This window comes from Microvirga roseola (assembly GCF_020866965.1).
Taxonomy (GTDB): domain Bacteria; phylum Pseudomonadota; class Alphaproteobacteria; order Rhizobiales; family Beijerinckiaceae; genus Microvirga; species Microvirga roseola.
In genome coordinates, this window is the sequence record NZ_JAJATX010000081.1 from 1 (window position 1) to 13,186 (window position 13,186).

Annotated in this window: 14 protein-coding genes; 3 read left to right on the plus strand and 11 right to left on the minus strand. The window is 61.0% G+C overall.

Features of this window, described 5'->3' with window-relative positions; all coding sequences use genetic code 11:
- Nucleotides 1-28: 28 nt before the first annotated feature.
- The 9 genes from LG661_RS22640 to LG661_RS22675 all read right to left on the minus strand — a co-directional run bounded on the left by LG661_RS22640 (nucleotide 29) and on the right by LG661_RS22675 (nucleotide 7,596).
- Complete coding sequence (locus LG661_RS22640; protein WP_230534261.1) at nucleotides 29-499, minus strand: LysE family translocator; 471 nt, start codon at nucleotides 497-499, stop codon at nucleotides 29-31.
- Between the two features lie 238 nt (nucleotides 500-737).
- Nucleotides 738-1,622, minus strand: a complete 885-nt coding sequence (locus tag LG661_RS22645) for a LysR substrate-binding domain-containing protein (RefSeq protein ID WP_230534262.1) — start codon at nucleotides 1,620-1,622, stop codon at nucleotides 738-740.
- Between the two features lie 326 nt (nucleotides 1,623-1,948).
- Nucleotides 1,949-2,203: a winged helix-turn-helix transcriptional regulator gene (locus LG661_RS25555; RefSeq protein WP_407666812.1), complete on the minus strand. Its 255-nt coding sequence runs from the start codon at nucleotides 2,201-2,203 to the stop codon at nucleotides 1,949-1,951.
- A 292-nt stretch (nucleotides 2,204-2,495) separates the two neighbouring features.
- A complete protein-coding gene (locus LG661_RS22650) occupies nucleotides 2,496-3,401 on the minus strand; it encodes a GNAT family N-acetyltransferase (RefSeq protein ID WP_230534263.1) in 906 nt (301 codons plus the stop codon).
- 343 nt (nucleotides 3,402-3,744) lie between these two features.
- On the minus strand, nucleotides 3,745-4,260 hold the full coding sequence (locus LG661_RS22655; RefSeq protein ID WP_230534264.1) for an HPP family protein: 516 nt from the start codon (nucleotides 4,258-4,260) through the stop codon (nucleotides 3,745-3,747).
- Nucleotides 4,261-4,278: 18 nt separating this feature from the next.
- Entirely contained in the window at nucleotides 4,279-5,880 is a 1,602-nt protein-coding gene (locus LG661_RS22660) for a 2Fe-2S iron-sulfur cluster-binding protein (protein WP_230534265.1), read from the minus strand.
- A 57-nt stretch (nucleotides 5,881-5,937) separates the two neighbouring features.
- A complete protein-coding gene (locus LG661_RS25285; protein WP_322098909.1) occupies nucleotides 5,938-6,507 on the minus strand; it encodes a cytochrome c oxidase assembly protein in 570 nt (189 codons plus the stop codon).
- A 9-nt stretch (nucleotides 6,508-6,516) separates the two neighbouring features.
- Complete coding sequence (locus LG661_RS22670; RefSeq protein ID WP_230534267.1) at nucleotides 6,517-6,951, minus strand: VOC family protein; 435 nt, start codon at nucleotides 6,949-6,951, stop codon at nucleotides 6,517-6,519.
- Between the two features lie 99 nt (nucleotides 6,952-7,050).
- Entirely contained in the window at nucleotides 7,051-7,596 is a 546-nt protein-coding gene (locus LG661_RS22675; protein WP_230534268.1) for a carboxymuconolactone decarboxylase family protein, read from the minus strand.
- A 145-nt stretch (nucleotides 7,597-7,741) separates the two neighbouring features.
- Here LG661_RS22675 and LG661_RS22680 point away from each other — a divergent pair, with 145 nt between their 5' ends.
- The gene (locus LG661_RS22680; protein ID WP_230534269.1) at nucleotides 7,742-8,623 is read left to right on the plus strand and encodes a LysR family transcriptional regulator; all 882 of its coding nucleotides are present in this window, start codon (nucleotides 7,742-7,744) and stop codon (nucleotides 8,621-8,623) included.
- Nucleotides 8,624-8,764: 141 nt separating this feature from the next.
- On the opposite strand, the gene LG661_RS22685 is transcribed toward LG661_RS22680, so the two are convergent.
- The gene (locus LG661_RS22685; RefSeq protein WP_230534270.1) at nucleotides 8,765-9,196 is read right to left on the minus strand and encodes a VOC family protein; all 432 of its coding nucleotides are present in this window, start codon (nucleotides 9,194-9,196) and stop codon (nucleotides 8,765-8,767) included.
- A 66-nt stretch (nucleotides 9,197-9,262) separates the two neighbouring features.
- On the opposite strand from LG661_RS22685, the gene LG661_RS22690 reads away from it, so the two are divergent.
- Nucleotides 9,263-9,865 carry a TetR/AcrR family transcriptional regulator gene (locus LG661_RS22690; protein WP_230534271.1) on the plus strand — a complete coding sequence of 201 codons (603 nt, stop codon included), beginning with the start codon at nucleotides 9,263-9,265 and terminating at the stop codon, nucleotides 9,863-9,865.
- 676 nt (nucleotides 9,866-10,541) lie between these two features.
- Here LG661_RS22690 and LG661_RS22695 read toward each other — a convergent pair.
- Nucleotides 10,542-11,348: a helix-turn-helix transcriptional regulator gene (locus LG661_RS22695; protein WP_230534272.1), complete on the minus strand. Its 807-nt coding sequence runs from the start codon at nucleotides 11,346-11,348 to the stop codon at nucleotides 10,542-10,544.
- Nucleotides 11,349-11,437: 89 nt separating this feature from the next.
- On the opposite strand from LG661_RS22695, the gene LG661_RS22700 reads away from it, so the two are divergent.
- Nucleotides 11,438-13,033 carry an MFS transporter gene (locus tag LG661_RS22700; protein ID WP_230534273.1) on the plus strand — a complete coding sequence of 532 codons (1,596 nt, stop codon included), beginning with the start codon at nucleotides 11,438-11,440 and terminating at the stop codon, nucleotides 13,031-13,033.
- The last annotated feature ends 153 nt before the right edge of the window (nucleotides 13,034-13,186 follow it).

Consider the following 13,186-nt stretch of genomic DNA (forward strand, 5'->3'; position numbering starts at 1 on the left):
CTCAAGACATACTTCAAGGTGGACTAATTCAATGGGGGTGGATCAGGAGAATTATGCCAGCGTCGGCAACCGTCAGTGAGCTTAGATCCAGGAGCAGCGGCATCAGACTGGCATGAAACAGGATGGCTTTCGGATTTCCCAGGGCCATTGCAGCCCCCAGACCCACAAACCGGAGAGAATGGTGGGTCTCAGTAGTCTTGCCACTCACGTGTTCGGGTGTGGCGCGCCACATCTTGATCCCGATCCAGACCAGGTAAGCGGCACCTACGTATTTTACGGTGGCAAATACCCAGCCAAATGCCGCAGCAAGAGCGCCCATTCCAAGGAGAGCCGCGCCAGCCAGGACAATATCGCCCAAGGCCACCCCGAGCCCGACAGCGATCGCCGCCGAAGTCCCGCGGGCAAGACCACTGGAGATAACCCCGAACATCGATGGCCCAGGAGTTGCCGCAGCGATCGTCAGGGCGGCGGCATAGGCAATCATTGCTGTCATGGTCATTAGCAAGGCTCCCATGAGCGATAAAATCGGCGGGAGTATCCCTCCGTCACGGTTCCAGAGCAGGTTGCATTCACGCAACTTATAACTGAGAGTCTGAGATTGCATTCGCGATCGTGGGCATCTCAGATTTCGTCGAAGCCCAATGTCTGATCCGAGGGCATCCGGAATTAGGAACCAGGATCAAAGTGGTGGGCGCACTTGGCTTGGCGTTCGAAGCCGTCCCTGCACACAGAAGGGTTTAGACCCTCTGATCGAGCTCAGCTTTGAGCCAGCCGTAGAACGCCCTGACAGAGCGGGACTGGGGTCCAATACGGGGGGTGATAAACCAGTACGAGATGCCGGTGGGATAGCGGCCGGGGAAGGGGGCAGCAAGACGCCCCATGGTCAGAGCATCGTGCGCGAGCGTTTCCCATGCCAGGAACACGCCCTGGCCGGCCACAGCGGCATCCAAGCATAGTGATGCATCGGAGAACACGGGCCCATCGCCGAGGATCCTCTCATCCAGCCCGTTGGGGTTTAGCCATACGTTCCAGCCGAACATCGGTGTGGGCTCGCTGACGATCGGGACATGGGCCAGATCGCGGGGATACTGAAGGTGTTGGGCTAGCGCGGGACTGCAGACCGGGAAAACAAGCTGGTCGAGCAACTTCTCCGCTCGAACATTCGGCCAGTTCCCCCGTCCGACCCGGATGCACACGTCAACATCCGATGTGTTCGGATCCACGAGCGAGACATCAGCATCGATGCGGACCCGGACGTCAGGATACTGCTCATGAAAGCGCTGGAGACGCCAGACCAGCCATTTGCTGGCAAACACCGGAGCAACAGATACGGTCAGCACACCGTCGCGGCGGCGATCGGCGAGGGCCACACCGGCGGAGATCTCCGCGAAGCCCGCGCCTAGGTAGCCGAGGATCTCAAGTCCGAAGGGTGTCGGGCTCAAGCCCCTTGAGTGGCGCTCGAACACGGGGCGTCCAAGCTGTTCTTCAGCCTTCAGGACCTGCTGGCTTACCGCACCGATTGTGACCCCGAGCTCCTCGGCGGCCGCCCGCAGGCTGCCCAGACGCCCTGCAGCCTCGAGAGCACGAAGGCCGTTAAGATGGAAGCGGTTTAGATTGCGCATATAGCCAATCTATACCCCCATGCAGGAAAACGCCATTTCCGAAGGGGTGCAGGTGGATCAGGCTACAGGCATGTTAAACCTGATTTCGAAACTCAAGCGGTTTGTCCGCTCTCAGATTGAGGACGAGGCGTCCTGGCAGGAGGAGTGGCTCAGGGATCCCTTCTCCCTCCCCGATCTCCAAAACATGACACTCGAACAGCTAGCTGATTTGCCGTTTGAACGCAGACCAAGTCAGCGAGAGGGTCGTCACGGCTCTGGTGTAAGCTCTTAGATTGCCCGCAATCTGACACTGGGTCGATCTTGTGATTGATCGCAATCCTGCTGGATCAGATGATCGCCTCGTATTGTGAGCCAGCCTTAGTCCACAGCTCCAAAGCATCTAAGAGTTCCACCAAGGACATACCACGAGCTGTAAGAGCGCAGGTCGTAGTGCGGAGGAATCCAAGTCCCGGATGTCTTGACACAAGTGCGGCATCATCGAGAGTAGAAAGACGCTCGGCAAGGACCTTGGGCGTCACACCGATTACTGCCTCGGTAAGCTGTCTATGCCGCAAGGGACCTGCCTTGAGATGCCACGGGATAAGGGCATTTCAGCGATGGCCGAGAAACGCCAGCCATTTTTCCAATAGGCATTCCCTTTCGTGCAAAGGCACAGGAGCGTCTAGAACAGCGCTGTCTATTTCTTAGGATATCAGGTGTATTGTATGTATTTGGATAGCAGTTTGCGGATCTGCTTCTTGTGAAATTCCACATTCGCCAGACCAACTCGGATTTCAAGGTCTTGAAGAAGGCGTCGCCCACTTCACTGTCAAAGCAATTCTCCTTCGCGGACATCGAGATCCAGATACCACTCTTTGTGTCCCCAGCCAACCATCAAACTGAGCCGAGAGAGAGGATCGCGGTCCGCTTGTCTGGCTCGAAGCCAGCGCTGAGGTAGAGCCCTTTCGCCGCCGCATCATTGGGTCTGAAGCAGAGCTTAATGTGTGCTGCACCAGCCTCGACGAGAAGGTTGATGCCCGCGGTAAGTATATGGCGGGCAAGTCCTTGTCGTTGGTGATCGTCCTCGGTGCGCATGGGCTCGACGAGGCCCGTGGCAGTTTCCGGATCGAACCAGAACAGCCCGTACGCGGCGACTCTCTCGTGATCGTCGAGTACGAGAAGATCGAGATCTGGGCGGTATAGCGCCGCTTGACGAAGGCGCGTCTCGACATCGGGTCCGCTTCGGTGAAGCATGTGGTGAGGACGGGGCATCGTATCGAGGCGACAGTACAACCGATAGTCCCCGCCCAGTGGACTAATCTCAGGTCGAGCGTCTGCGGCCAGCCACGCAGTGATCACAGACAGGTTTACCGAAGAGACGTCGGAGCTATCTTCCTTGATCGCGAAGCCACAGCCAGTCAGAACCTCACGCATAACGCAGTCGGCACGGTCGACCACGACGTCGATAGCTTCAAACCCGCACTCACTGGCGTGAGTAAGCCCGCGCTCGACGATATGTGCAACCCAGTCGGGAGCCGCATCGGGCATAACGATGAGATCGAGAGTGATCCTGTTGTCCCAGGCGGCTGTGATCACTGCAGCTTCTGGGCGACCGAGATGATCAAACCAGAATAGCTGCGGGAGATTATCGGTCGAGCGCGGGGTGCGCCACCACCAGTGCAGGTCGGCGGCTTCTAGCAAGCCGGCGGTGGGGTGAATGCTGCGGACGCGGCGCAGGAGTTCCGTCGCAGCCTCCAAGTACTGAACACCCGTCCGATACTGTTCTTTCGTGGTACGCATTTCTAAAGCCTATTCCGCAGAGTTATACGAACTTGCTCGGCTCGCTGAATGTGTGGACGGCCCCTCAAGCCAGGGGGCGCCCCAGTACGACGCCGGCCAGGAAGGCCTCCCTACGCTCGATGGCAACAATCACGAAAGAGGCCTCCCGACCTCATGCTAACCCTGTCGTTGCAAACACAGGAATAGCTGCCGGTTCTGGGGACATGCGCATTAGGTAGGGGAGTGCAGCTCATCTCCTATGCCTGCAATATACGCAGACTGCCGCTTCAAGCAGTCGCCAATTGGCATCCGGGCGAGAGGCCGGTCTCGCTCAGGTTTTGATTCATGGATTTCTAACCATCGCTCAGAACCAATACCTCGGGTAGTCGGATCGGCCCGTAATCCGGTGGTAGGCGTACGCAACGGCTACGAGCGTCAGAGCGCCCGATAGTACGGGGGTGAGCAGAAAGGACCAGTCAGGAGCCGCCAGCATCACGAGGAGAGGATCAGCTCCAGCCGGGGCGTGGGTCGTGCGAGTGGCGAGCATCAGCGCGGTAGCAAGGCCTACGGCTAAAGCCATCGTCCAGGGTGCAATACCGAGCAGGGTGCCGACGGCAAGCCGGATTCCGGTGGCGATGAGATGCCCGCCAACGATGCTGCGCGGTTGCGACAGTGGGCTGTCGGGCAGGGCGAAGGCGAGCACGCAGGTGGCCCCGAACGGCGCCATTACGAAGGCGAGCCCTGACCACTGCGCAAAGGAGAAGAGGGCCAAGGTCGCGATAGCGCCGCCGAGCCCCGCGACAAGGATTGTATGCGGAGAGGCCAAGGGTGGAAGAGTGCGCGCCGGCGGGAGTTGGCTGGAGGGTGGCTGGGGACGCATCGATGGGCTCCTGTTCGTTTAGAGATCAAGGGTGAGGTGATCGGTCAGGGCGCGTGAAACGCAGGTGCACATCAGGCTGGCTCGGGTCCGTTCCGCCTCGGAGAGGGCACTGTCCCGGTGGTCAGGCACACCGTCGAGAACCTTCACGGCACAAGAGCCACAGGTGCCTGCGCGGCAATCATAGAGAGGGTCGGCTTCCGCCCCGATCAGGACCTCGAGGACTGTTTGCTTCGGCCCGACCGTGACGGTCTTGCCGCTCCGGGCCAAGCGAACCTCAATGGGGCGCTCATCTGTGCCCATAGTATCAGCTACGAACCGCTCGGATCGGATGCGATCCTGCGAAATGCCCTTCGCAGCCGCGTGCTCATGCACGGCCGCGATCAGGGTGGCGGGACCGCAGACATAGACGACGGCATCCGGCGGTGCCTCCGCTAGAACTTTGCTGACGTCCAGCGGCGTTGGCGCGGCATCCTGGCTGAAGTAGGTCCGCAAGTCATTGCCGAACCGGGCCTCCAGGTCCTGTCGCAGCACCATCTCGGCCGGGGACCGGGCCGCGTAGTGGAGCTCGAACGAACGGCCGGACGCGTGCAGGGCCAGCGCCATGGCACGGATTGGCGTGATGCCTATGCCGCCCGCGATGAGCACACTCGGATGCCCATCGTCATGGAGCTTGAACAGATTCCGGGGCAGGCTGCAGCGGAGAACCGTGCCAAGTCCGAAATACCGGTGGACGCTAACCGAGCCGCCACCGCCGGAGTCTTCGCGCAGCACCGCGATCTCATAGACATCACGAACTGCCGGATCACCCATCAGCGAATAGGTGAGGGTCTGCTCCCTCCCGTCAAGAAGGCGGACGGGCACACTGAGATGCGCGCCCGCGGTCCAGGCAGGAAGTGTTCCGCCATCAGGGGCCCGCAGTTCGTACGACCTGATCCGGGGCGTCAACTGGCGCATACCTGTGACTATCAGCTCCAGCGGACCACCGCCGAGCGCCTGTACGTTCGAGACCGCTGTCGTCCGCAGGGTCTCGTTCTCTGCCGTGACCTGCGCAAGCTGCTGCCGCATCGGTGCGATGAACCCGGCGATCTCGTCCTCGGTGAACCGAGGCGTGATGTGCTGCGGGCAGTTCCAGTCGAAAGCCTCGACCGTCATCACCACGGCGCGCTCGACCCTGGCCCGGTAGGTCGGGACCTCAAGATGGGCGAGCAGGACCGGGTCCTCATCTGCGTGCACGATCCGCGCCCGCGCCCAGATCTTCAGGCGGCGGCGGTTGGGATAGTCCATCAGGATCAGGGAGACGCGGCCATCCGCAATGATGTTGCCCGTGCTGATGTACTGGACGTTGCCACGGAAGTCGGCGTAGCCGATCGTCCGTCCATCGAGCACCCTCAAGAAGCCCTTCGGCCCGCCGCGGAACTGGACGTAGGGCCAGCCGGTCTCACTCACGCTCGCCTGGTAGAAGCCGTCCCGTGCATGGATGAACTCGGCCTCGCGGCTAGTGATGACGTTGCGGGGATCATCTGCGTGCTCGAATCCCTCATTTGCGGCGCGGCTGCCGTAGTGGGATTGAGCCGCCTTGACGCTGGGGGTGAAGGTGATCTCGGCAAACGCCCGGGCCATGGCTGATGTCCTTCGGAGGAAATGCGGGGTTTATGTGGATGCAGCTTCCGGGGACCGTTACCTGCCCACAGGCTGATCAGGATTGCCGCCCTTCGGGGGAAAGTACGTGTAAGAGAGCGTGATGCCGTCGAGGCTGCCGATGTCTCGATCGTCGACAATGGCCGGGTCGATGAGGAACACCACGGCAGTCTCCTTTGTCTCACCGGGCCCAAGGAGCAGCTCGGTGAAGCAGAAGCATTCGAGCTTCATGAAGTAGCTGCCAGCCAGATCGGGCTGGACGTTGTAGGTGGCCATGGCCGACACCGGAGCATCGGTCGGATTACTGATCTTGTACATGACCGTCTGAGTCTCACCCACCTTGTTTCTGACCGCAGGTGTTTCGGCGGAGAAGCGCCAGGGAAGTTCCGGAGCCACGTTCGTGTCGAACGTAACGGCGACGGTGCGCTCGAGAACCTTGCCGGAGAGGCCGCCGCCAGAATTGGCGTGCCGCCAAAGGCTGTCAGGCGACAGAACAGGTCGTAGAGAGGACCCGCCGCATAGGCGAGGCCCAGCATGCCCGCAGCGGTGCCGAGGCAGATCAGGGCAGTGTTGCGAATCCGGATGTCGGCAGTTCGAGCAGTGTCGCACATGGCGAACTCATCCATAGTTGTGGAGGGAGACGTCCTGCGGGATGCACGTGAACTCGATCCTGGTGCCGCCCGGCTCCCGGATTATGCAATGCACCTTCGGACCAGCCCCATTGTGCTGCGGCGCGAGCTCCACGATGGCGCCGGGCCAATCGGCCACGCGTGCGTGGATGGCCTCAAGTGTGGGTAGGTCCGGCACCCGGAACGCGAGATGGTGGAGTCCCACGTTCCGGTGTCGGTCGAACGGCACGTGGTCTGACTGGTCCTTAACCTGCCACAGCGTCACCCATGTGGTGCCGTCGGTGACGAAAGCGGCTGGGTAGGCGGGGTTCTCCCCGAGCAACCTCCAGCCGAGACAGCCGGTGAAGAAGGTCCGGGTCGCCCCGAGGTCTGAAACGGTCAGGCCGACATGGTCAACGCCGGAGGTGAGAGCAGATTCGGTCATCACGGTTCTCCAGGAGAACTGGTTGGGGGAGGGGCGGGCACCGGAGGGGGAGTGCCCGCCCGGGCGGACCCGGTGGGGAGGGGTCCGCGTGAGGTGGCATCAGGCGGCGTGCCTGAGAGCCACCTTTGGGAAGTCGATCTCGATCCGGCTCGCCTTGCCGAGGATGTTGGTGAGCAGGTTCATGCCCACGTGCACGATGATCTCGACGATCTCGGCCTCGCCGTAGCCGGCCCTGCGTACCGCCTCAATCTCGGCGTTCGTCACCTCGCCCTTGTGCTCGACGAGCGCGCGGGCGAATGCCACCGCCGCTGCCGCCCTGGCATCTTGCGAGGTGCCCTGGCGGTTGGCCTCCATCTCATCGCCCGTCAGGCCGGCACTGCGGCCGATGGCGGTGTGGGCCGACAGGCAATACTCGCAACTGTTCTGCTCTGCGAGCGCGAGGGCGATGCGCTCGCGGGTCTGGGGATCGAGGCTGCCCTGCTCGGCAATGCCGTACAGCCCCAGGAAGGAACCTAGGGCGGCAGGCGAGTGGGCAAGCACGCGCAGGAAGTTCGGCGTCATGCCGAGCTTCGCCTGCACGGCATCGAGGAGGGTCTTGGCCTCACCGGAGGCAGCGGTGGGATCGACGGCGGGGATGCGGGCCATGGAGGTATCCTTTCAATCCAATTCGAACGGCGACTGCCGCTCGTTGGGAGGACAATGGTTCTTGTGCTGGGAAAGATGAATGCTCATTCTTGGCAATGGATCATTTCTGATTTGGGAATAGTCAGCCGTGGACAGGTTGCAGGCGATGACGGTGTTCGTAGCCGTTGCGGAGGAGGAGGGTTTTGCCCCGGCAGCCCGGCGGCTAGCGATGTCGCCGCCCGTGGTGACGCGGTCGATCGCCGCCCTCGAGGCGCGGATTGGCACCCGGCTGCTTCACCGCACCACCCGCAGCATGCGCCTGACCGAAGCTGGAACCGGCTACTTAGAGGATTGCCGTCTCATCCTGTCGGAGATCGACGAGGCGGAGGAGATAGCGGCGGGCTCTCATCGGGAGCCGCGGGGGCAACTGACGGTCACCGCCTCAGTGCTGTTCGGGCGCATGTACATCGCCCCACTCCTGCTCGACTTCCTCGGCCGCCATCCCAGGGTGATCGCCCGCACCTTATTCGTCGACCGAGTCGTGAGCCTCATGGAGGAAGGCCTCGACGTGGCGGTGCGCATCGCTCACCTGCCGGATTCCGGGATGACGGCGCTGAAGGTGGGGGCGGTGCGGCGCGTCGTCTGTGCGTCGCCCGGTTATCTGGCTGAGCATGGCATCCCCCAGGAGCCCCACGACCTGATCCGCCATCACACCATTGCGTTCCAGGGTGTCACTCCCGCGCCGGAATGGTCATTCCGGGATGGCGGCTCGGAGGTGAGGGTCCGGCCGTCGCCGCGCCTGGAGGTGAACACGGCCGAGATGGCGATCACCGCAGCCGTACAGGGCCATGGGCTGACGCGGGTGCTGTCCTACATGGTCGCGCCCGAACTGGCGTCAGGGCGGCTGAAGATCGTGCTGGCCGAGTACGAGCCTGCGTCAGTCCCAATCCACCTCGTGCACCGGGAGGGGCGGCAGGCCTCCGCCCGGGTGCGGGCCTTCGTCGACTTTGCGGCGCCGCGCCTGCGTGCCGATGGCTCCATCAACTAAGCAGGATTACGACCACGTCAGGCGCGCAGGCGTATGTACCCACCAGCAGGTCGATGGACGTCCTTGGAGCGCCGTGAAACGAGATATCAGTCGCGACCCCGGATGAGTGCGACGAGGTTCTGGTTCAGGCGCCTCCTGATCCTAATCGCCACACGGCAGCGCCTCAGTCTCATACTGACCGGCATACTCGGCACTGGGCGGAATCGGCTTAATGATGTCGATGAGCACCCCGTTCGGATCCCGCGTGATGAAGTGCCTCTGCCCGAACAACTCGTCGCGCAGCGGGATGAGGATCGGCAGCCCCGCCGCTTCGACCTCGCGATAGATGGCGTCTGGGTCCTCGACCTCGAAATTGAGTATCAACCCAGACGTTGGGGTGCGGGCTCCTTCCGGGATGGTGTCATGCCCACTGTCCAAGATCGCGAGATTGACCGCGGCATCGGCACCGAACTGGAGGTGAACGTACCAATCGCTTGTGAAGGCAGGGCGGAAGCCGAAATGCGCCCCGTAGAAGGCTGCCGTGCCGTCTACGTCACGCGTCAGGATAACCGGATAGTAGCTCGTGATTCTCATGGCTGTTCAATCCTCCGCAATCAACATACAATCTGCATGTATTACATTAACATACAGGCTGTATGCATGCAACAGACTTCGCCAAGACGGTCCAATCGTGAGCGGACGGAAACGACCCGGACGGCACTCCTCGACGCGGCCCGAACCCTCATCGTGCGCAACGGATATGCGGGGACTTCGACCCCGGAGATTGCCAGCGAGGCTCGGGTCACGCGCGGCGCGCTCTATCATCACTTTGCTGACAAGCGGGATCTCTTCCGGGCCGTGCTGGAGCGGGAGGCAGAGGCGGTGGCCGCGCAAATCAGAGATGCGACGCCTGCTGCCATGCCGGCCATGGAGGCTTTGCTGGCGGGTAGCTTGGCCTATCTCGATGCTATGGCCATTCCCGGCCGCACGCGCCTGCTGCTGGTCGACGGCCCGGCTGTCCTAGGTTTAGATGAAATCGCCGCCATTGATGCCGCTCACTCGGCACGGACACTGCAGGAGGGGCTCGAAGCGGTCATGGCCGCGTCCGGTGACAGATCGATCCCGATCCCGGCCCTAGCAGTCCTTCTGTCAGCGGCGTTCGACCGCGCAGCTCTCGCAATCGAGGCTGGCTCCGAGCCGAACGATTTCAGGTCCGCCGTCCTTCGGCTCGTGGAACGGGTGGTTGCGTCCGTTCCAGGCTAGATTGCTCAGGCAGATCGGCTCCAGCGACCAGTCTCGCACGAGCCGGGACCCGGTCCGGTAGCTTTTGCCGCCGAATGCCGTTTCGTCCAAAGGATCGGATTATCGCTTGCAATAACCGGGAACATGTCTGATCTGCCGACCCGCTCGGCAAGACACCGGGCGCCAGCCTTTCTCACGCGATTGTCATTGATGCCGATGCTGCGCACAAGGCGATCTTCAAAGGCGTACCGAGTTGTCCTGAGCAGCACGAAGCTAGTGATAGCAGGTGATCTTCGGCTTGTCCTGCCAGGCGTTGTCACGTCCATCGGCGAAGTTCACAGGGGCAGATGCACTCACATGCCGAAGCTTCAAAGCACTCCCTTATCGAAGACCAGAGGCCGGATCTATCACCGCAGTCCAAACTGGACTTCGATCTGAACGCCCGCTCATCACGCGACAACGTCATGGAATCGGCCGTTGGCTTCCAAAGCTGCTACCTTGATTCGGGATCTCGGATCTCAGCCTGTATTCAGCCAATCACTTCAGCTCCTGAATCTGACTGGCACCCGGCAACAAGATCTCCGGTAGCAAGCCCTATCACCCCGGGCGAGCCGATTTGGAAGCTGGGTAGCGGCGCCCCTGCATTTCAGTGTTGTTCTACATTACCTCGCGCCACCGCATTGCTCATTGCGTCGGTTTACAGGATCTCCCTGGGTCTTTCCGGAAAGTACACAACGATTCGCAGGTGTCGGTGTTCGTCAATAATCATAACTTCATGTTGGAGCTTCAGAACACCGTTCTCAGTGGCGAGGGACGACAGCCCTCGGGATGGAGGATGATCCTGAGTCCCGTTCCACCAGTGTCGGAAGTCGGGCGAGAGCTTCCTCAGTTCATCTATGAGCTGGAGCATCGCGGAGTCATCAGGAACGAAGGCAAGGTCACGACGAAGGCTCTCAATAAGGCGTGGGGCGTCGCTTCGCCACGCTGGAAGGCGAACGCGCAAATCAGGATCAGCGCACACCATTCGAAGTATGTTCCGGTCTGTCGGTTCCTTTCGCGAAAAGCCGAACAGTCGCTCTGCGGCCGGATTCCAAGCGATGACATCCCACCGTAGGTTTAAGACATAGGCTGGCCGAGCTTCCAGCTCGTCAATAAGCTGCTGCACGAGCGGCGAGACAATCGGCCAATGATACGCCTCCGCCGGCGGCGGCCGCCGGTGCGCTAGAACGAACAGATGACTACATTCGGCATCGTCGAGCTTGAGAACTTTGGCCAATCTCAGAAGAAAGTCCACAGAGACGCCAATCTCACGCCCCTGCTCAAGCCACGTGTACCAAGTGATGCCCACACCGGCGAGTGTCGCGACCTCCTCGCGGCGTAGCCCGGGGGTGCGGCGGCGGCGGCCGCTCGGCAGGCCGACGTCAGCAGGCGTCAACCTCTTTCGATGGTGCCGCAGGAAATCCGAAAGCTCTCTCCGTGTGCGCTCAAGGGATCTGGCCCGCATATTCTATTGCCCCTAGTAACAGCATAAACTGCAAAATTGTAACAGACTGATTTTCCCCCGAAAATGCCTCCAGGATTTCAGGAGGCAGCATGTCAATCGAATGCGATCAAGGTTCCGTCGGGTATCGGGGGGGCTCCGCGGAGACCATCACGGACGAACGTCGGCGAAAAGCCGGGCCAGCGGAATGGGGCGGGCTGGCTGTGCTTGCGCTGCCGACGGCCCTGCTCGGGTTAGATGTGACGCTACTTTATCTGGCAATGCCGGCGCTTGCGACGGACCTTCAACCGAGTAGCAGCCAAGCACTGTGGATTATGGACGCCTATGGCTTCATGATTGCTGGCTTTCTTATCACCATGGGCACGCTGGGTGACCGGATCGGCCGTCGCCGGCTGCTGATGATTGGCGCTGCCGCCTTCGGCGTCGCTTCTGTCCTCGCCGCCTACTCGCCGACCGCTAACATCCTGATTGCCGCTCGGGCTATGCTTGGCGTCGCCGGCGCGACCTTGATGCCATCCACTCTCGCGCTGATCAGCAACATGTTTCTCGTTGCACGTGAACGGGCGCTGGCGATTGGGGTATGGGCAACCATGTTTGCTCTCGGCATGGCGGCTGGACCGCTGGTCGGGGGGATGCTGCTGGAGCACTTCTGGTGGGGGTCGGCGTTCCTTACGGCAATCCCCATCGTCAGTATTGTGCTCATCGCAGGTCCATTATTGCTGCCCGAATACCGGGCGCCCGGGAGCGGCCGGCTCGACCTTCTCAGTGTGGCTCTATCTCTCGCTGCAATACTGCCAGTGATCTACTTCATCAAGGATAGTGCAGAGACTGGCTTGTCCTATGGATCGGCTTCGGCACTGGCAGTCGGAATTGTCTTCGCAGCGGTTTTTGTAAGGCGGCAGCGTCATCTCCCGAGCCCGCTGCTCGACATTCGCCTTTTCGAGAATAAGACCTTTAGCGCTGCCTTGAGTGTCCTGCTGTTCGGACTGATTGGTGTCGGCGGCGCTATGTTGTTGGTCACCCAATATTTACAGCTAGTCTTGGACCTTCCAGCCGTCACCGCTGGAATGTGGATGGCCCCCTCCGCATTGATGATGGTCGTGGCTGGAATCGGAGCTCCTCTTCTTACGCGCTACGTCCGCCCAGGATTTGTCATGGCCGCTTCTTTGGCCCTTTCCGCAATCGGCTATTTCTTTCTCGGCTTACTACCTTGGATATCGGGTGTTGCTCTGGTAACGGCAGGCTACGGGCTGGTCTATCTCGGCCTCGGCACAATCGCCGCGCTCGGCACTGATTTAGTGGTGAGCTCTGCGCCGCCGGAGAAAGCCGGTTCTGCCTCGGCAATGTCCGAAACCGTGCAGGAGCTCGGTATCGCTGCGGGTGTCGCCATTCTCGGCAGCCTCACCACTGCAATTTACCGCCGGCTCATTCTCGAGCGCGTTCCTGCTGAATTTCCAGAGGATGTTATAAGCACAGTTGAGGACAGTCTTTGGGCGGCGTCATCAATTGCGGGTCGTCTGTCTGGGGATCTACTTGGCACGGCGAAATATGCATTTACTGTGGGAATGAGCGCATCCGCCATGCTTGCAGCTCTTGGAATCTCGATTCTAGCAATTCTGTGCGCAGTAGCGCTGCGAGACGTGAGAATTGTCGCAGAGAACCATAGGGAGGCTGGAGATGAGGAGTAGCGTTAGCTGCTTGATCTGCGAAGATACACTCCTCCCGGTTCAAGTGTCGGAATGCTTGCAACCTGCACCTCGCGCGAGCATCCGGAGCGTGTCCTGCCAACGGCCGATCTAAAGCATCGGACCCAAAAGTGGACTTGCACTTTCGGGATCCTA